The 19,656-nt window shown below is 53.5% G+C and carries 16 protein-coding genes; 13 read left to right on the top strand and 3 right to left on the bottom strand.

Annotated features, from left to right (window positions below):
- Window positions 1-6: 6 nt before the first annotated feature.
- A complete protein-coding gene (locus tag ABD920_RS20870) occupies window positions 7-903 on the bottom strand; it encodes an alpha/beta fold hydrolase (protein ID WP_345161907.1) in 897 nt (298 codons plus the stop codon).
- A gap of 156 nt (window positions 904-1,059) precedes the next feature.
- Here ABD920_RS20870 and asnB point away from each other — a divergent pair, with 156 nt between their 5' ends.
- From asnB to ABD920_RS20855, 3 genes are all read left to right on the top strand, one after another.
- Window positions 1,060-2,964, top strand: a complete 1,905-nt coding sequence (gene asnB / locus ABD920_RS20865; RefSeq protein ID WP_345161905.1) for an asparagine synthase (glutamine-hydrolyzing) — start codon at window positions 1,060-1,062, stop codon at window positions 2,962-2,964.
- Between the two features lie 92 nt (window positions 2,965-3,056).
- The gene (locus ABD920_RS20860) at window positions 3,057-4,406 is read left to right on the top strand and encodes a UDP-glucose dehydrogenase family protein (protein WP_345161903.1); all 1,350 of its coding nucleotides are present in this window, start codon (window positions 3,057-3,059) and stop codon (window positions 4,404-4,406) included.
- A gap of 3 nt (window positions 4,407-4,409) precedes the next feature.
- On the top strand, window positions 4,410-5,372 hold the full coding sequence (locus tag ABD920_RS20855; protein WP_345161901.1) for a UDP-glucuronic acid decarboxylase family protein: 963 nt from the start codon (window positions 4,410-4,412) through the stop codon (window positions 5,370-5,372).
- A gap of 58 nt (window positions 5,373-5,430) precedes the next feature.
- Here the strand turns inward: ABD920_RS20855 and ABD920_RS20850 are convergent, their stop codons facing one another.
- Window positions 5,431-6,666, bottom strand: a complete 1,236-nt coding sequence (locus ABD920_RS20850; protein WP_345161899.1) for a polysialyltransferase family glycosyltransferase — start codon at window positions 6,664-6,666, stop codon at window positions 5,431-5,433.
- A 22-nt stretch (window positions 6,667-6,688) separates the two neighbouring features.
- Between ABD920_RS20850 and ABD920_RS20845 the strand changes: the two genes are divergently transcribed.
- Genes ABD920_RS20845 through ABD920_RS20835 form a run of 3 tightly spaced genes read left to right on the top strand, consistent with a single transcriptional unit; the run spans window position 6,689 to window position 10,040 of the window.
- Window positions 6,689-7,765 (top strand): glycosyltransferase, encoded by a 1,077-nt coding sequence (locus ABD920_RS20845; RefSeq protein WP_345161897.1) that lies wholly within the window; start codon window positions 6,689-6,691, stop codon window positions 7,763-7,765.
- Window positions 7,762-8,979, top strand: a complete 1,218-nt coding sequence (locus ABD920_RS20840; RefSeq protein ID WP_345161895.1) for a glycosyltransferase family protein — start codon at window positions 7,762-7,764, stop codon at window positions 8,977-8,979. Before ABD920_RS20845 ends, ABD920_RS20840 begins: the two co-directional genes overlap by 4 nt.
- Window positions 8,976-10,040: a glycosyltransferase gene (locus ABD920_RS20835; protein WP_345161893.1), complete on the top strand. Its 1,065-nt coding sequence runs from the start codon at window positions 8,976-8,978 to the stop codon at window positions 10,038-10,040. The genes ABD920_RS20840 and ABD920_RS20835 overlap by 4 nt, the downstream gene beginning before the upstream one ends.
- On the opposite strand, the gene ABD920_RS20830 is transcribed toward ABD920_RS20835, so the two are convergent.
- Window positions 10,024-11,310 (bottom strand): tetratricopeptide repeat protein, encoded by a 1,287-nt coding sequence (locus tag ABD920_RS20830; protein ID WP_345161891.1) that lies wholly within the window; start codon window positions 11,308-11,310, stop codon window positions 10,024-10,026. The genes ABD920_RS20835 and ABD920_RS20830 overlap by 17 nt on opposite strands.
- Window positions 11,311-11,422: 112 nt before the next feature.
- On the opposite strand from ABD920_RS20830, the gene ABD920_RS20825 reads away from it, so the two are divergent.
- From ABD920_RS20825 to dnaJ, 7 genes are all read left to right on the top strand, one after another.
- The gene (locus tag ABD920_RS20825; protein WP_345161889.1) at window positions 11,423-12,337 is read left to right on the top strand and encodes a M20/M25/M40 family metallo-hydrolase; all 915 of its coding nucleotides are present in this window, start codon (window positions 11,423-11,425) and stop codon (window positions 12,335-12,337) included.
- Between the two features lie 588 nt (window positions 12,338-12,925).
- Entirely contained in the window at window positions 12,926-15,190 is a 2,265-nt protein-coding gene (locus tag ABD920_RS20820) for a sodium-translocating pyrophosphatase (RefSeq protein WP_345161887.1), read from the top strand.
- Window positions 15,191-15,349: 159 nt separating this feature from the next.
- A complete protein-coding gene (hpt, locus tag ABD920_RS20815; RefSeq protein ID WP_345161884.1) occupies window positions 15,350-15,892 on the top strand; it encodes a hypoxanthine phosphoribosyltransferase in 543 nt (180 codons plus the stop codon).
- Window positions 15,893-16,011: 119 nt separating this feature from the next.
- Window positions 16,012-16,608 carry an adenylate kinase gene (locus ABD920_RS20810; RefSeq protein WP_345161882.1) on the top strand — a complete coding sequence of 199 codons (597 nt, stop codon included), beginning with the start codon at window positions 16,012-16,014 and terminating at the stop codon, window positions 16,606-16,608.
- Between the two features lie 21 nt (window positions 16,609-16,629).
- Window positions 16,630-17,628, top strand: coding sequence for a GTPase ObgE (gene obgE, locus ABD920_RS20805; RefSeq protein WP_345161880.1), 999 nt, complete (start codon window positions 16,630-16,632; stop codon window positions 17,626-17,628).
- A gap of 250 nt (window positions 17,629-17,878) precedes the next feature.
- Entirely contained in the window at window positions 17,879-18,439 is a 561-nt protein-coding gene (locus ABD920_RS20800; protein WP_345161878.1) for a nucleotide exchange factor GrpE, read from the top strand.
- Between the two features lie 3 nt (window positions 18,440-18,442).
- Window positions 18,443-19,591 carry a molecular chaperone DnaJ gene (gene dnaJ / locus ABD920_RS20795; RefSeq protein ID WP_345161876.1) on the top strand — a complete coding sequence of 383 codons (1,149 nt, stop codon included), beginning with the start codon at window positions 18,443-18,445 and terminating at the stop codon, window positions 19,589-19,591.
- The last annotated feature ends 65 nt before the right edge of the window (window positions 19,592-19,656 follow it).

The following is a 19,656-nucleotide window of genomic DNA, read 5'->3' as shown; positions in this document are numbered from 1 at the left end:
TATAGTTTAATAATGGTGAACTAACTCTCTCTTCTTGATTTCCTCCTGCACAAAGTTGCTCACGTAGTTGGCAATCTCTTCGGCGCTCTCTTCCTGTAGAAAATGCCCGCTATTTTCAAACGGGATCACATAGCTCTCATGGAAAAACTTTTTCCAGCACTGGAGCGCTTCTATATGGATGAGTTTGTCCCGTTCGCCCCAGAGAATGAGCGTTGGGATGTCCTGTATTTTGCGGCGCTCTTTCCAGAGTTCGTCGTACCAGCGCGTTACGCCCACCAGCTCGCGGGCGCAGGCCAATGTACTCACACGGTCGTTGGGGCTGCCGAGGGCTTTTATATAGTGCTGCCGGATCGGCTCTGGTAGCTGCTCCTCGTCCTCAAAAAGGTCTTGTATGAGCGTGTCAGCCGAAACGTTGAGTTTGGAATGCAGGAACTTCCCCAGCGGCCCCACCAGGTACTTGCTAGTGGCCGAAAAGCTCTGATGCTTCGACAGTGACCACGTCCAGGAGTTGAGCATCACGATGCTCCTTACCTTTTCCGGGTGCCGGATCGCATAAGCAAACCCAATGGGTGCCCCGAAATCATGCACCAGCAGCGTCACATCCTCCAGTTGCAGGTGCTCCATCAGCTGCTCGAAGTTGGCGGCGTGGGCGCGGGGCTTGTAGCTCCAGCCCTCCGGCTTGTCCGACAGGCCGAAGCCAATCATATCCATCGCGATGCAACGGTACTTCTTGCGCAGTATCTTGATCAGGTTGCGGTACAGGAAAGACCAGACAGGGGTGCCGTGTATCATCACAATCGGCGGGCCCTCTCCCTCGTCCACGTAATGCATCCTTCCCGCCTCTAACTGTAAGTATTTGGATTTGAAAGGATACTCCTTCCTGTCCAGCCAGTCTGGTTTCATAGAAATTCAGGGTGAATTGTCTTCTTAATATACTTTATATACGGAGGCAAGTTGTTGGATGGGGCTAAAAAAGAAGGCCGGCCGGGATTAAATTTAGGCACCGTAATGCGACAGGCAGGCAAGGGTAAATTTTATGGTTTACCTTTACGGCCAGGTATGTGTGGGATAACAGGAGTATATGCATTTACGGAAGCCGGCCGGGGCGCGCTGGAGCGGCTGCCAGCGGCTGTGGCCTCGCTGCAGCACCGCGGCCCGGACGCCGGCGGCGTGTATCTCCACGGCCCCCTGGGGCTCGGCCACCGCAGGCTTTCCCTGATTGCGCCCACCGCATCCGCCGACCAGCCTTTCACGAGCGCCGACGGGCGCTACACTCTCGTCTTCAACGGCGAGATATTTAACTACGGCAAGCTCCGGAAGGAGCTGGAGGCTAAAGGCGCCTCCTTCCGCACAGACTCTGATACCGAAGTGCTGCTGCACCTGTATGCGCGCGCTGGCCAGGAATGCCTGAAAAAGCTGACGGGCTTCTTCGCGCTGGCCATATATGATGCCGTGGAGGAGAGCCTGTTCCTGGCCCGCGACCGCTACGGCGAAAAGCCGCTGCTCTATTACAAAGACGCGGACAGGTTCCTGTTTGGGTCAGAACTCATCGCCCTGCTGCGACTAGGCGTTCCACGTGAATTGGATTACACCTCGCTTTACCAATACCTGCAACTGACATATGTGCCGGCGCCTGCCTCCATGCTGCAGGGGGTGAAAAAGCTCCAGGCCGGGCAGTCGTTATATATCAGGCATCAGCGGGTGCAGGAGAATGTGTGGTACCGGTTGCCCTTCGACGGGGAGAAGGTGGCGCATAATCCGCTTTCCTATATACAGCAGCAGGCCAAGCTCAGGAAGCTGTTGCAGCAGGCCGTCTCCGACAGGCTCGTAGCCGACGTGCCCGTAGGCGCTTTCCTGAGCGGCGGCATCGACTCCTCGGTGGTTGTCGCGCTGGCAGCGCAGCAGGTTCCGAGGCTCAAAACCTACGCCGTCGGTTTCCCGGACCAGCCCTTCTTCGACGAGACCCGCTACGCCCGGCTCGTGGCGGACAAGCACGGCACCGACCACACCGAACTGCGCCTTTCGAACGCTGAGCTGTATCAAAACCTATCCGGCATGTTAGACAGCCTGAGCGAACCCTTTGCGGATTCTTCGGCGCTGGCGGTATTTGCCCTGAGCAGGCACGTAGGGCAGGAGGTAAAGGCCGTGCTAAGCGGCGACGGCGCTGATGAGCTTTTTGCCGGGTATAACAAGCACCGGGCAGAGTTTAAGGTGTTACAGGGGGGCTTTAAGGCGAGCACCGTAGAAAAGCTCAAGTTTATATGGGACGTGCTGCCGAAGTCCAGAAACTCGTTTGCGGCAAATAAGGTGCGGCAGTTGCAGCGCTTTGCCGCCGGGGCCCGGCTGCCACCGGCGGAACGCTATTGGCTGTGGGCCTCCTGGCAGCAGGAAGATGAGGCGCTGGCCCTGCTTGCCCCCCTGAACCGGCAGGCGGCGCAGAGCCGGCTGTACCGTGCCCGTAAAAGCCGGTTATTGGACTATATCAATAAAAACCTTTATGATATCAATAACGTACTTTGTGCGGACTGGCGGATGGTGCTTGCAAACGACATGCTCCCGAAGATAGACCTGATGGGAATGGCACACGGCCTTGAAATTCGCAGCCCGTACCTGGACCACCGGCTGGTAAAGTTTGCCTTTTCGTTGCCGGTTTCGTCTAAAATAGATGAGCGCCAACAGAAGAAAATTCTGCGCGACACGTTTAAGGACCTGCTGCCGAACGAGGTACACAGGCGCCCGAAGCAGGGCTTTGAAATCCCACTACGTGCCTTTTTACAGTCGGAGGGGAGGTGCCTGGTAAACGACCTACTTTCAGAGGAGTTCGTCAGGGCGCAGGGCGTTTTCGATGTGCAGCAGGTGCAGCAGATACGCTGCCTCCTGGGCTCCGAAAAGGCGGGGCTTGTGCAGCATACGGCATGGATGCTGCTTGTCTTTCAGCGGTGGTGGCAAAAGTATATGTCCTGATAGTGTGCGGGTTAGTTAAAAATCGACCTTGCTAATAGATAGCTTTAGTAGAATAGATTTATATTTGTAGCCATATTAAGATTGAATTATCTATGAGAATCGCTGTAGTTGGTACTGGATATGTAGGCCTGGTGACAGGAACATGCTTTGCTGAGGTCGGGATTGATGTAACATGCATCGACATCGACCTGAAGAAAATTGAAAACCTGAAAAAAGGCATCCTGCCGATATATGAGCCGGGTTTAGAGGAAATGGTCATCCGCAATACCCAAAAGGAGCGCCTTTCATTCGCCAGCGAACTGTCGACAAGCATCCATGGCTGCGATGTGGCTTTCATTGCGGTGGGCACCCCTCCGGGCGAGGACGGCAGCGCTGACCTGAAGTACGTGCTGGCGGTTGCCAGAAGCATCGGGCAGCACATGAACGACTACATTGTAGTGGTTACCAAGAGCACGGTTCCGGTCGGCACGGCCAACAAGGTGCGCGCCGCCATTGAGGAGGAACTGGAGGCGCGCGGCGTAGACATTCCGTTTGATGTGGCCTCGAACCCTGAGTTCCTGAAGGAGGGAGCCGCCATCGAGGACTTCCTGAAGCCAGACCGCATCGTGGTGGGCGTGGCCTCCGAAAGAGGGCAGGAAGTGATGAAGAAGCTCTACAAGCCTTTCCTGATGAACGGCCACCCGCTCATTTTCATGGATATTCCCTCTGCCGAGATGACCAAGTATGCCGCCAACGCCATGCTGGCCACTAAGATCAGCTTCATGAACGACATCGCCAATCTCTGCGAGATCATGGGCGCCGACGTGAATATGGTGCGCAAAGGCATCGGCAGCGATGTGCGCATCGGCAACAAATTTATATACCCGGGCATCGGCTACGGCGGTTCCTGCTTCCCGAAGGATGTGAAAGCCCTGATCAAAACGGCCTCTGAGAACGGCTATGAGATGAAGGTGCTGAAGTCCGTGGAAGACGTGAACGAGAACCAAAAGTCCGTGCTGTACAATAAAATCTACAACCACTTCGGCGGAAGCCTCGCGGGCAAGACGTTTGCCATCTGGGGCCTGTCCTTTAAGCCGAAGACAGACGATATGCGCGAGGCGCCTTCTTTGGTGATTATCCAGAAGTTGCTGGAACAGGGCGCCAAAGTACGTGCTTACGACCCGGTGGCTATGAAAGAGGCCGAGCATATGCTGGGAGACTCCATTGAGTACGGTAAGGATGAGTACGAGGCCCTGATCGACGCAGACGCCCTGCTGCTGGTGACGGAGTGGCCGGAGTTCCGCTCTCCGAACTTTAACGTGGTGAGCAAACTGATGAAAGACAAAGTGGTGTTCGACGGTAGGAATATCTACGAGGCTGCTGATATGATGGAAAAAGGGTTTACCTACTATGGCATCGGCGTGAAGCAGCAGGTGCCCCAGCAGTTAGACGCTACCCTATAGAATATGACAGGAAAAAGAGTATTGATTACAGGCGGAGCCGGCTTTCTGGGCTCTCACCTTTGCGACAGGTTTATCAAAGAGGGCTACCATGTGGTGGCGATGGACAACCTGATCACAGGGAGCCTCGACAACATTGAGCATTTGTTTAAGCTGCCGAATTTCGAGTTCTACCACCATGACGTGTCGAAGTTCGTGCACGTGGCGGGCAAGCTGGATTATATTCTGCACTTTGCCTCCCCGGCAAGCCCGATTGATTACCTGAAGATCCCGATCCAGACACTGAAGGTGGGGTCGCTGGGAACGCACAACTTGCTCGGCCTGACCAAGGCCAAAGGCGCGCGCATGCTGATCGCCTCTACCTCGGAGGTATATGGCGACCCGCTGGTGCACCCGCAGCAGGAGGACTACTGGGGAAATGTGAACCCGGTGGGTCCGCGCGGCTGCTACGATGAGGCGAAGCGCTTCCAGGAGGCCATGACCATGGCCTACCACATGCACCACGGGCTGGAGACGCGCATTGTGCGCATCTTCAACACCTATGGCCCGCGCATGCGCCTGGACGATGGACGTGTGCTGCCAGCCTTCCTGAGCCAGGCATTGCGGGGCGAACCGCTCAGCATTTTCGGGGACGGTAGCCAGACGCGCTCTTTCTGCTATGTCGATGACTTGGTAGAAGGTATTTACCGCCTGCTGCTCAGCGACTATCACCTGCCGGTGAACGTGGGCAACCCCTCTGAGATCACCATTAAGGAATTTGCGGAGGAAATCTGTAAACTGACAGGCGTGGAACTGAAGTTAGAGTACCAGCCGCTGCCGAAAGACGACCCGCAGAAGCGCCAGCCAGACATCACCAAAGCAAGGGAGATACTGGGGTGGGAACCAAAAGTGGACCGTGCCGAAGGCCTGAAGCGCACACTGGAGTACTTCAAGGATAAAATCCAGCTTCCTGCCTCGCACGAAGCGTAATGTTCAACATATCAACATAGTAAAACAGAAGAGGCTGCCTGACGCAGCCTCTTCTGTTTTACAACGCATCGCTCAGCAGAATGTCCCGAAGGCGCTCCCCCGCTTTCCCGTCAAATTTGTACATCCACTCTTCGGTGAATTTAGCCTTGTGCGGCAACTGCTTCTGGTGCAGTGCCTTCAGGTTCTGCAGGATGCTGTGCAGCTCTTCCAGGTCATATATGGGCTGGGCCACGCCGGCCTCTGTAAATGGCTTGGATACTAAAAAATTACCTGCAGGATGATCTTCATAAGTGACAACGGTTGTATGTGCAAAGGCGGCAAATGGCATCAAAAGCGTTGAATAGAACCCTAAAATAAGCGGTATAGCGGGTGCAAGAGCCAAAAGCTGCTCATCATTGATTATTTCAACTTCCTGTTGGCGCTGCTGCCACAATAATATATTTTGATCAGGGTGTGGTTTCACATAAAGTTTATAATGATTATTAGAGCACACCTGGGTTAAAGTTTGGATGAACTGTCGTTTTTTTTGTACCGTCCAATTGAGCAGGGAATGCTCTGCCAATGGCTGATCGATTAAAAGCACAGCCCTTATTGGTGTAGCAGGAATAATGGAGGCTAATTTATCAAAGTATGGAATGCCTATATAGTAAACTTTCTGTTGATCAGAAAGGACATCATACTCCTGATGGGTGCAGAATATTTTCTCACTGAAAGAAATATAAAAAGCTGGCTGCCTTTCGTGTGATTTAATGTAAACAGCGGTGTCTAAGAAATTATGCTTAGATCTTATTTTTATGAACTCCTTTATGAATTCTGCTTCAGGTGGAGGAAATCTTTTGATGCTGTTCAGTAAAAATAATCTTGTTTTCCATCTATCTTTAAAATTAAGAAGTATGTTTAAAGAGTTCAGTAGTTGCAAATGCGTATCGGGTGGTGTGCTTTGTATGCGTTCTGAACCTAAGCTAAGCGTATAATCCGCTCTTAAGCCATGCTCCAAATGGAAGGTTGGAATGCTGACAAGTTTGCAGGCTGTATTTAATGCAACGTGGTTATAAGCTTCAATAAAAAGAAAGAGAACTTTAGCCGGTTTTATTTTATCTAATAGATCAAAAGCGTCACGGTAATCTTTCCAGAAGATGCACTTGCCATAGGTTTTAAAATAATGGTTCTTAACTTCTTTGGGGGAAGAAAATTCGAGAAAAAAGAAATTGAATTCGTTTTTGCTCTTGAGCAACAAATCGACATAGTCTCTCCTGTTATAATTGCCAACAAACAAGATGTTAGGCTTTTTCATGTGATAAGTTAAAATATATTTAATGCCTACGATATTACATGTAGTTGAAACTTTGGGCAGAGGTGGAGCTGAAATAATGTTTATTAACTATATAAATTCTCTTCCTCCTGTTTTTAAAAACATTGTTGTTTACCTGCAAGAACCTGCGACTTTGGAGAAGGAATTAAACAATGTTCTATATGTTAAGTGTCTGGGGCTTCGAAAAAAAAACGGCATACCCCTAATCAGCCTTAGGTTATACAGAATAATCAAAAAGCATAAGGTTAACCTAATCCATTCTCATCTTTTTTGGCCAACAGTTGTGTCCAGATTAGCCAACATAGAACAGCTGCCACATATATTCAGTGTGCATACTATTATGACTGATGATGCATTTAAGCCAAATAGGCTGAGTAAATATCTTGAAAAGTTAACGTATTCAACACATCAGCATGCTCTTTTTGTATCTAATGCAGCATTTTCTGATTATAATGCTCATATAAATTTATCAGGCAAAGCATCTGTATTATATAATTTTATTCGAGAGGAGTATTACAAGGCTGTAGCACAGAAGGCGAATTTTGGGGGAGATAAATTTAAGCTGGTCTCTGTCGGTAATCTTAGGCCTCAAAAGGGATACTTGTTCCTGATTAAGTGTCTTAAAGCTCTTGATGGGTATAATATTTCTTTAGATATATATGGGGAGGGAAGTCAGAGAGGGGAGTTGGAAACATACATCGAAGTGAACGGAGTCAAAAATGTCAGGTTGATGGGAAGCCATCCTCAACCCTGGATGATCCTGAAAGAATATGATGCTTTTGTTTTGGCTACACAATACGAAGGTTTCTGCCTGGCCATGGCTGAAGCGATGGCGGTAGGTTTACCCTGTATTGTGCCTGCTATAGATGCTTTAGTAGAGATATCAGGCAATAAACAACTTTACTTTGATCTTAATGACCACCAGGACTGTATAGAAAAAATTATGGAACTCTACCAACAGGAAATGCAAGTAAAGCATTACTCAAAGTTAGCTTACCAACATGCTACAAGATTTTCAAAGGCAGTGCATATAGAGCAGTTAGTAGGTTTTTATGAGGCAGAGTTAAAGGCTGCAAAGTGACAATTCTGATTCTCAATTACTGGAGCCTGCATGACGGCCTGACGCAGGGGGCGACGCTGACGCATTTAAACAGGATTATAGCATTTAACCATTTTCACAAAGTGCTGCTTGTCACGCTGGAGCGTGAGGTGAATCCTCTATCTATTCCCGTTTCTTCATTACAGCTTCCTGAGAAAGTAAAGCACTGCCCGATCTATCTGAGACCGCATCGCATCAACCTGCTCTCCAAGATTACTGATTTCCTGATCTTGCCAAAGCAACTGATCAAACTGATACAGGATGAGCATGTACAGCAGCTAGTTGCTATAGGAACCTTGTCGGGCTCCTTAGCCTATTTGGTTTCACTAAAAATCAACATTCCTTTTTTTGTCGCATTCTGCGAGCCGCATGCAGCATATATGCTTGATAACAAGGTGTGGAATATGTATGATCCAAGGTATGTATACCAAAAAAAATGGGAGAAGGAACAGGTCAGAAGGGCGCAGGGGGTATTGGTTGTCTCAGAAGCCTACAAGAAGAAACTGATGCATCAGAAACTGATTGCTGCTTCTAAAATCTTTGTAAATCGGAATACAGTGGATTTCAAATTGTTTGCTTTTGCTGGAATTGACAGAATATCTTTAAGGCATCAACTAAGCATCCCTGAGGAAGCAACTATTGGCATCTACGTCGGCAAATACGGGGGGCTGTACTATCAGCAGGAAGCTTTCCGGATATATGGACGCTGCTTTGAAACCATTCCTAATTTCAGGCTGATCATCCTGTCGCCACAGCCGGAGCATGAGATAAGGCAGTACCTTGGGCAGAGCAATATAGATCCGGCGAAGGTGTATATAGCCTCTGTCCCGCATGCTGAGGTGCCGGCTTACCTTTCTGCCGCCGACTTTGCTTTCGCAACCATCAAGTCGTACCCCTCCGCCCGGTACTGTTCCCCCGTCAAGGTCGGGGAATATTGGGCCAGCGGCCTGCCGGTGCTGCTGACAGAGGGAGTAGGCGACGACAGTGATATCATTAAAAGGGAAGGCGGGGGCGCTGTGTTCTGCCTGGAGGAGGAAGGGAGCCTGGAGAGGGCCCTGCAGCAGGTGCAGCAGATCATAAACGACCCAAACCACCGGCGGGAGATCCCGAAACTGGCCCGGAAATACAGGTCGCCGGAGCGGATACGGGAGGCATATGAATATTTCTTCGGGCAAAGCGGGGAGCAGCAGCGGTGAGGGTGCTGTTCGTGGTACCTTACCCGGTGGGGCAGGCAGCCTCACAACGCTACCGGGTAGAGCAGTGGCTGCCGCTGCTGCAGGAGCGGGGAATCATATATAAACTGGCGCCGTTCTGGAGCCAAAGTGCCTGGGGGATTCTATATAAGTCGGGCTATATTCTGCAGAAAACGTTTGGGCTGCTGTTTGGGTTGCTGCGTCGCTTGCTGCTGCTGGCCCGGCTGCCTACGTACGACTATGTGTTCATACACCGCGAAGCCACGCCCGTGGGGCCGCCCTGGTTTGAGTGGGTGGCGGCGAAAGTCTTCCGGAAAAAAATCATATATGACTTTGATGATGCCATTTGGCTGCCAAGCACCACCAGAGAAAACAGTTGGGTTGCAAAGCTCAGGTGGCCCCGGAAAACCGCAGCTATCTGCCGGTGGAGTGCCAAGGTAAGTTGCGGGAACGGCTTCCTCCAAAACTATGCCCGGCGGTATAACCCGGCGGCGGTACTGTTGCCAAGCGTGCTCGATACGGAAAAGGGATATATAGAACAGAAACAACAGCAGACAGCGGAGGTGGTGATCGGCTGGATCGGCTCACACTCCACGCTGCCTTATCTGCAACTGATAGCGCCGGCGCTGCAGCGGCTGGAGCAAAAGTACAGCTTCAAGCTATATATCATTGCGGACCGGCCCCCTCAGTTAAATATGCAGGCTACGGTATTCAAAAAGTGGCGGCGGGAGACGGAAATCCCTGATTTGCTGCAGCTGAACATCGGGCTGATGCCGCTGCCGGACACGGAGTGGGCCCGGGGCAAATGCGCTTTCAAGGCCTTGCAGTATATGGCGCTGGGCATTCCGGCGGTGGTTTCCGGGGTGGGTGCCAACAAAGAGGCGGTGAGGGACGGCGCCACCGGTTATATATGTAACACAGAGCAGGAGTGGTACGAGCGCCTGGAGCAACTCATTCTTTCCGCTGAGGCGCGCGCCGAAATGGGAGCGGCCGGCAAGGCGTGGGTGCAGGCGCGCTATTCGCTGCAGGCGCACCGGCAAACCTTTCTCAGCCTTTTTTCCTAGCCTTCTTGCGCTGCTCTTTTTTCATTTTTTTCTTCAGCTCTTTCAGGTAGGTCTTTGCCTCCTTGTAGCTGTCCGATTTCTTCTCGCTTATCTGCATCACCACGCCATAATAATGCCTGGCGGCAGCCGGGTCCTTCTGCAGCTTTGCGATGCGGGCCAGGTTAAGGTAAGAGTTGATGAAGTAGCCGGAGTCCCGCTCATTCGTCATCTCCGCGAACATAATGGAGTTTTTGTAATACTGCTCCGCTTTGTCAAAGTTGCGGTACTTGTGCTGGTTGATGTACGCCAGGATATATGAGGCATAGCGCCCGCTCACCCCCTCGTACCCGGGCATCTTCTGGTCCAGTTTGGCCAGGATGTCCAGCGACACCTGCTCGGCCTTCGTGAAGTAGCCCTGCACAAACAGCAGGCGGGCATAAAAGCGCTGAAAGTAAGCGTTATCGGGGTATTTCAGGGCGAGGCTCTGGGACAACTGCAAGGCCTCCTCCATCTTGTTTTCCTCGTTGGCATATATCTTCATCAGGAAGAACTTTGACTCGGTGCCGGTATAGAAGCCGGTGTTGGCCACATAGGCCAGTTGCTTCAGCCCGAGCCGCTTGTCGCCGTTGGGGAAGAAGACCAGCACCGGGCGCAGCATCGGGTAGTTCTCATGAATCCAGATGGAGTAGTAGTTGAAGAGGGCCTCACCGAAGAGAAACTCAGGGCTGAGGCCATTGCCGGCCTTGGCTTTCTCCATAAAATCGAGCGAGCGCTTGCTGGCGATGGTGGCTTTCCGCCAGTTGCTGCGCTCCGAGTGCAGGCGGGCGGTAAAGCCGTAGGCGGCGGCCAGGAAGAAGGAAGCCTCGAAGTCTTTCTCGTTTTCGTCGTACATCTCCTCTGCCTTCTGGATCGTGGTGTCCATATAGGCAAAGAAAAGATCGTCGTACTGCAGCGCCTGGATGTTGGTCGGCACAATTTTCCACCACTGGCTCAGCCCCATCAGGAAGTAAGGCAGCGGGTGCTCCGGGTAGCGGCGGCGCATTGACTTGAACTGCTTCTCGGCACGTTCGTACTTAAAATTGTACATATTGTCTACGGCACCCTCTAACTCATACTGGATATCCTTGTCAAGCAGCAGCATGCCCTTCACCTTGCCGGCCTCCGGAATCACCTCGATCGACTCGATGGTGACCTGGCGCATGGCAGTCGTGTCGGTGGGGGCTGCCGTGTTCTGTGCTACAGCCAAAGCCGGTACAACAAAACTGAAGATGATAAAGAATAACTTCTTCATGAATAAATCAAAATAATCTGGGTTTAACAGAGCCTTTTGCAAGGGTAGGGGCCGTTGATTCTAAAAGTACAACATATCTCCTAAATTTGAATTCCATAAAAAGAAAATAATTATGAAACTTCTGGAGCAGCTCTGTAAAATCCATGCCCCATCGGGCAACGAGCAAAACATGGCCGAATTTCTTCTAAGCTATATAAACGAGCACAAAAGCAGCTGGAAACAGCAGCCTGAGGTGCTCCGCGGCGATGCCTTCCAGGATTGCATCCTGCTGGTGTTCGGTACACCCCGGAGTGCAATTTTCGCGCACATGGACTCCATCGGATTCACGGTACGCTACGGCCGGCAACTGGTCAAGATCGGCGGCCCCGCCATCGAAAACGGCTACCGGTTGACGGGTGAGGACGCGCAGGGCAAGATCGAGTGCTCGCTGGTATATAACGAAGAAGCAGAGGAACTTCAGTATATATATGAGCGGGAAATTGAGCGCGGCACCGAGCTCGTGTTCAAGTGCGACTTCCGGGAGACCGACGAGACCGTACAGAGCTGCAACCTGGACAACCGCCTCGGCGTCTGGAGCGCCCTGCAGGTGGCCGAGACGCTGGAGAATGGCATCATCGCATTCAGCTCCTGGGAAGAGCACGGCGGCGGCTCTGTGTCTTACCTCTCCCGGTATATCCACGAGCAGTACGGCGTGAAACAGGCCCTGGTGTCCGACATCACCTGGGTGACGGAGGGCGTGCTGGCAGGGAAGGGCGTGGCTATCTCCATGCGCGACAGCCTGATCCCGCGCCGCGCCTATGTGCAGCGGATCATACAGATTGCCAAGGCGTCAGGCATTTCCTTTCAGTTGGAGGTGGAGGGGGCCGGCGGCAGCGATGCCAAGGAACTGCAGCGCAGCGACTATCCCTGGGACTGGTGCTTTATCGGCGCCCCGGAAGACAACGTGCACACCCCGCATGAGATCGTGCACAAAAAAGACATCGAGAGCATGGTGGCGCTATATAAAGTGCTGATGGAGAAACTGTAGCGATATGCCCACGGGAACACGAGGTGCCGCCATGTCCTCCCAAAGCTTTATCCATAGAAGCAGGTTATCTCCTTCCAATAGAGAAGCGGCTTATATGAAGTTGCTGCAAATGGAAGTGCGGCAACTCAAACGGGTTTTGCTGGCTGCACGGCAGATTCGGTGTGTGTAGGCGAGAGCAGGGGCAGGATTAGCTGAAGCGGCATCTCAGCCGCCTTAAACAACAAATGGTCTGAAAATATTTCAACAGCGCCTCTCGCAGGGTGCACGGCAGGGAAGCAGCTGAAGAATCTTAAAACTGCGCGTGTTGATTCTGAGGGAGGCAGGTGCTGGTTATTTTGTAAGCTGTTATATATCTGGGGTATAGATCGGTAAGAAGGCCTGCCGCTTTTGCGCTGAGGAACAATTCTCTTTTCCAGGGATGCGTTGGAACGCACAATTATAGGTGTTGATGTTGTAACTTATTCTGAAGGAGGCGCCTAGCCTGCGGGTGGCGGCGAAGGAATGGGTAGGAAGTGTTTGGAAAAGTCTTCGGAATCACTTTTCTTTAATAACTATATATTACTATCCTTAAAACCCTAAACGCTATATATGGAAAGTATCCTTTACGCAATTCCCGGTTTCGGATTAGCGGCGCTCCTGTACACCTGGTTCAGGTCGGCATGGGTCACAAAGCAGCCCTCCGGTAACAAACGCATGAGTACCATTGCCCGCTATATATCGGACGGCGCGATGGCTTTCTTGAAGGCAGAGTACAAGGTGATGGCCTATTTTGTCGTGATCGCTTCCATGTTCCTGTTTTACCTAGGCTATACGGGCGAGCGCTCTCACCCGCTGATCGTGGTTGCCTTTATCATCGGCGCCTTCCTGTCGGCCCTGGCGGGCTTCATCGGCATGCGGATTGCCACAAAGGCGAACGTGCGCACAGCCGAAGCGGCCCGTACCAGCCTGTCAAAGGCGTTGGAGGTGTCTTTTGCAGGCGGCTCTGTGATGGGCATGGGCGTGGCCGGCCTGGCCGTGCTAGGCCTGGGCTCGTTGTTTATCACCTTCTACTATATGTTCGTGTACAGCACCGGCGCCGATGTGAACGGAATAGAGATGGAGCGTGCGCTGGAAGTGCTGACCGGTTTTTCGCTCGGTGCGGAGAGTATAGCGCTTTTTGCCCGCGTGGGCGGTGGTATATACACCAAGGCCGCCGACGTTGGCGCTGACTTGGTGGGTAAAGTAGAGGCTGGCATCCCGGAGGATGACCCCCGCAACCCCGCCACCATCGCCGACAACGTGGGCGACAACGTGGGTGATGTGGCCGGTATGGGCGCTGACCTCTTCGGCTCGTATGTGGCCACCATCCTGGCTACCATGGTGCTGGGCCGCGAGGTAGAGGTGCAGGACAACTTCAGCGGCATCTCGCCGGTGATACTCCCCATGCTGATCGCCGGCCTGGGCATTATCTTCTCCCTGATCGGGATGCTGTTTGTGCGTGTAAAGGAAGGCGGCGATGTGCAGGCGGCCCTGAACCGCGGCAACTGGATCTCGGTGGCGCTGACGGCCGTCGTCTCCTATTTTGTTATCCAGTGGCTGCTGCCCGAAAACCTGAATCTGCGCAACTTCGACTTTACCGCAAACGGCGTGTATATGGCGGTGCTGGTGGGCCTGGTGGTGGGTTCCCTGATGAGTATCATCACGGAGTACTATACTGCAATGGGGAAGAAGCCGGTTAATTCTATCGTGCAGCAGTCCTCCACCGGACACGCCACCAATATCATCGCTGGTTTGGCCGTGGGCATGCACTCTACGGTGCTTCCAATCATCGTGCTGGCGGCCGGCATCGTGTTTTCATATGCAGCGGCAGGTTTATATGGCGTAGCCATCGCGGCGGCGGGGATGATGGCCACCACGGCCATGCAGCTTGCCATCGACGCTTTCGGGCCTATTGCCGACAACGCCGGCGGTATTGCCGAAATGAGCGAACTGCCGAGTGAGGTGCGCGGACGCACCGATATACTGGATGCGGTGGGCAACACCACGGCGGCCACGGGCAAAGGCTTTGCCATTGCCTCGGCTGCCCTGACCTCGCTTGCCCTGTTTGCCGCTTTCGTGGGCATTGCCGGCATTTCGAGCATCGACCTGTACAAAGCGCCGGTATTGGCGGGCCTTTTCATTGGGGCTATGATTCCGTTTGTATTCTCGGCGCTGGCGATAGCCGCCGTGGGCCGGGCGGCCATGGCGATGGTGCACGAAGTGCGCCGGCAGTTCCGCGAGATCCCGGGCATCATGGAAGGAACGGGCAAGCCGGAGTACGAGAAATGCGTGGCCATCTCAACACAGGCGGCTATCCGCGAGATGATGCTGCCGGGCGCCATCGCCCTGACGGTTCCGCTTATCGTGGGCTTTGGTTTTAAAGGCGTGTTTCCGGACACATCCTCGGCTGAGGTGCTGGGCGGCTTGCTGGCCGGCGTAACGGTGTCGGGCGTGTTGATGGCCATGTTCCAGTCGAATGCCGGCGGTGCCTGGGACAACGCTAAGAAATCGTTTGAGAAAGGCGTGGAGATCAACGGCGTGATCGAGTACAAAGGCTCGGACGCGCACAAAGCCTCCGTTACCGGCGATACCGTCGGGGATCCTTTCAAAGACACTTCCGGCCCATCCATGAACATCCTCATCAAGCTGATGTCGATCGTGTCGCTGGTGATCGCGCCGCATATCGCCCTGGAGCAGGAGCCGGCCATCCCGGAGGCGCCCATCGAACTGGAGCCGATTAACCTGGATGTGAAAGAGCTTTACCCGGAAACAGCAAAGGTGGGGGCCAACGCCGAAAACACTGTGGTGCTGACGTCCTTGCCAGTGAAATTATAGCGCCATACCGCACCGGGGGCAATATTTATATATCCCCCGGATGTTTCGCAGCGCGAGAATACAGAGCTGCAGAGCGCATAGTTTGCATAAGCCCAACCATTGTGTTGGGCTTATTTTTTAATTATACTTATCTTTGTACAGGCACCTAACAAACAGCACATGGATCCGCGTACCATTCAACTACACGATTGCGAGTTTAAAACCTATATTTTCGAGGAAGAAATCATTGCCCGCATCGTAATGCTGGCCGAGCAGCTGGACAAGGAGTATGCCGGCAAGCAACCCCTGTTCCTGGCGGTGCTCAACGGTTCGTTCATGTTTACCGCGGATCTGCTGAAGCGCGTCACCATTCCCTGCGAAGTCTCCTTTATCCGCCTCTCGAGCTACCAGGATACCAAAAGCACGGGCAGGGTGAAAGAGGTGCTGGGGCTGAACGAGGACATACAGAACCGGCATGTGATCGTGCTGGAAGACATCGTGGACACCGGGCATACGGTGCACGGCCTGCTGCAGCAGCTGCGGGAGCGCCACCCGGCCTCGGTGGAGGTGGCCACGCTGCTGCTGAAGCCAGACTGCCTGCAGCACCCCCTGGATATAAAATACGTGGCCAAGCCGATCCCAAATGACTTCGTGGTGGGCTATGGCCTGGATTACAATGGGCTGGGCCGCAACCTGCGCGACATATATAAGATCGTTCCGTAACCCTGCAGGCCGGTTGCCGCGTTAGCAGGCTTTTGAGGCGCCTGCAATGGCCTGCCCCGCCCATGAATTAGAAAGAACATATATAAACCATACATTTGCCCCCGTTATTTAGCTAAGATATGCTCAACATCGTTTTGTTCGGACCTCCGGGTGCCGGTAAAGGTACTCAAAGCCAGAAACTGATAGAAAAATACAACCTGATTCACCTCTCTACCGGTGATCTGCTTCGCTCAGAGATTGCCGCCGGCACTAGATTGGGGCTGGAGGCAAAAAAACAGATGGACAACGGCCTGCTGGTTCCAGACGAGGTGGTGATTGGCATGATCGATAACAAAGTGAAGGAGCACCGCCATGCGGCCGGCTTTATATTCGACGGTTTCCCGCGCACCGTGCCGCAGGCCCAGAGCCTCGACAAGCTGCTGCAGGAAAACGGCACCGAGATTTCGTGCATGATCGCCCTGCGCGTGGATGATGAGGAACTGACCACGCGCCTGCTGTTGCGGGGCCAGACCTCCGGGCGCCCCGATGACCAGAACGAGGCACTGATCCGCAAGCGCGTTATGGAATACAACACCAAGACAGCGCCCGTGGCAGACTATTACGCCGGGCAGGGCAAATTCAGGGCCGTGGATGGCATCGGCGAGATCGAAGACATCTTCAACGACCTGTGCCAGCAGATAGATGCGATAAAAGACAGACAGGAAAATAAGAAATAAGCATACCTAGGCCTACCCAATTTGGCATCAAGCAACTTTATTGACTACGTTAAGATTTGTTCGCGCTCCGGCCACGGCGGTGCCGGCTCGTCTCATTTGCACCGTGATAAGCTCACCTCGAAAGGCGGGCCGGACGGGGGAGACGGTGGCCGCGGCGGGCATATCATCCTGCGCGGCAACGCCCAGCTCTGGACGCTGCTGCACCTGCAGTACCGTAAGCACATTATTGCCGAGAACGGCCATAATGGCGGCCCGAACCACTCCTTCGGGGCACAGGGCAAAGACGACGTGCTGGAGGTGCCTTTGGGCACCATTGCCCGCGACTCCGAAACCGGGGAGGTCAAATGTGAGATCACCGAGGACGGGCAGGAAATCATTCTGACACCGGGCGGGCGCGGTGGCCTCGGCAACGCGCACTTTAAATCCCCGACGAACCAGACGCCGCGGTATTCGCAGCCCGGGGAGCCCGGTATTGAGGAATGGGTGATCCTGGAGCTGAAACTGCTGGCCGATGTGGGCCTGGTGGGCTTCCCGAACGCGGGTAAATCCACGCTGCTTTCGGTGGTGTCGGCGGCCAAGCCGAAGATCGCCAATTACCCATTCACCACGCTGGAGCCTAACCTGGGCGTGGTGGCCTACCGCGACTTCAAATCCTTTGTAATAGCCGACATCCCGGGCATTATCGAGGGGGCCTCTGAGGGCAAAGGCCTGGGGCTTCGCTTCCTGCGCCACATCGAGCGGAACTCGATGCTGCTCTTCATGGTTTCCTGCGAGAGCGCCGACATTGCGGAAGAATACCGGGTGCTGCTGAACGAGCTGGAGAAATTCAACCCGGAGCTGCTGGACAAGAAGCGCATCCTCGCCGTCACCAAGTCTGATATGCTGGATGAGGAACTGGAGGAGGAGATGCGTAAAACGCTTCCGTCTGATCTGCCTGCCGTGTTCATCTCGAGCATCTCGGGCAAGAACATCATGCAACTGAAGGATATGATCTGGGAGGCGCTCAACAGCCGGCCTTAGACTGATTGCACATATGGCAAAGATCGGTAGCAGCCTGCGAAGCTGTCTACCGATTTTTTATTCCTACTGTAGGAAATTTAAAGGCACAGGGTGGTGGAATGGAATCCTGAAGACCGCAGGCAGGATCGTTGTGTGAATACAGGATGCATGAAGCCAGAACTAAAAACGGTGCCAGATTGTCACACGGGTGCGTTTGGCAAGTTAATTGCCAAGTCAAAGAAGACTTATCAACCTAATTTTTAAAGGCATTATGTCAGATAAAAATACAAAGCGAGAGCAGGAGAACGAAGAAATAAACGACACCACTGCCAGTGCTGAAGCAGAAGCGCAGGAAGCGGATGCAAACGAGGCGGAAGCCCAAACAGAGATTGCTCCGGCTGCAGAATTGGCAGAGATGAAAGATAAATATATCCGCTTGATGGCTGAGTTTGAGAATTTCAGGCGCAGAACAGCCAAAGAACGCATTGACCTTTCCAAGACAGCCACCCAGGACCTGATGGTGGAGCTCATTCCGGTGATTGACGATATGGAGCGCGCGCGCCAGTCGATGGAGGCCACCAAAGACGTGGATGCCATGCTGCAGGGGCTGGAGCTGGTGTTTCACAAACTGAAGCACGTAACGCAGCAAAAAGGCCTGAAGCCAATGGCGATACACGCCGGTGACGATTTCGACAGCGACATGCACGAAGCCGTGACCCAGATACCTGCCCCGTCGGAGGAGCTGAAGGGCAAGATTGTAGATGTAATTGAGAAGGGATATACTTTGAATGACAAGGTGATTCGCTTTGCGAAAGTAATAATAGGAGCGTAAGGTATGGCTAAGAGAGATTATTATGAGGTTTTGGGGTTAAGCAAAGGAGCCGCTCCGGAGGAAATCAAAAAAGCTTACCGCAAGATCGCCATCAAATTCCACCCCGATAAAAACCCAGACGACCCGACGGCAGAGGATAAGTTTAAAGAGGCTGCGGAGGCGTATGAGGTGCTCAGCGACCAGCAAAAACGCCAGCGCTATGACCAGTTCGGCCACCAGGGCATGAACGGCGGCTTTGGCGGCGGCATGAACATGGAGGATATCTTCTCGCAGTTCGGGGATATCTTCGGTGGCGGCGGCGGCAGCCCGTTCGAGAGCTTCTTCGGCGGCGGCGGGCAAACCAGGGGCGGCCGGCGCACGCGCAAAGGCAGCAACCTGCGCATCAAGCTGAAGCTGAACCTGGAGGAGATCGCCAACGGCGTGGAGAAGAAGATAAAGGTGAAGCGCTACGTGGCCTGCGCCACCTGCGGCGGCAACGGCGCGAAGAACGGCACCGATATGCAGACCTGTAACTCCTGCCAGGGATCCGGCCAGGTGCGCAAGGTGGTGAATACCATGCTCGGCCAGATGGTGTCTACAGCGACGTGCCCCACCTGTAACGGCGAAGGCCGCATCGTGACGCATAACTGTGAGACCTGCCACGGAAGCGGCCGGGAGTTGCAGGAGGAGGTGATTACGATCAACGTTCCGGCCGGTGTAATGGATGGCATGCAGCTGTCGATGAGCGGCAAAGGCAACGTGCCGGAGCGCGGCGGCGTGCCCGGCGACCTGCTGATCCAGATTGAGGAGGAAGCACACCCGACGCTGAAGCGCGATGGCAACAACGTGATCTTCGACCAGTACATCAGCTTTGTGGATGCCGCCCTGGGCGCTGAGATTGAAGTGCCGACGATCTCGGGAAAGGTTAAAATCACCATCAAGCCAGGTACGCAAAGCGGAGAGATCTTCCGGCTGCGTGGCAAGGGGGTGCAGGATATAAACGGCTATGGCAAAGGCGATCAGCTGATCCACATCAACGTCTGGACGCCGAAATCGCTGAGCAGCGAGGAGCGTGCCGTGCTGGAAGGCCTGCGTGCCTCCAGTAACTTTGCACCGCACCCGGGCAAGAACGAGAAAGGATTCTTTGATAAGGTGAAAGACTACTTTCAATAAGTAGCTGCGCTGTATGGTTTCTGCAGGCCCTGTTTTTCTGAATGAGAAACAGGGCCTTTGCTATA

It is taken from the genome of Pontibacter saemangeumensis (assembly GCF_039541895.1).
GTDB lineage: Bacteria > Bacteroidota > Bacteroidia > Cytophagales > Hymenobacteraceae > Pontibacter > Pontibacter saemangeumensis.
The sequence above is the reverse complement of the archived record's forward strand: the minus strand, read 5'-3'. Positions and strand labels throughout refer to the sequence as shown.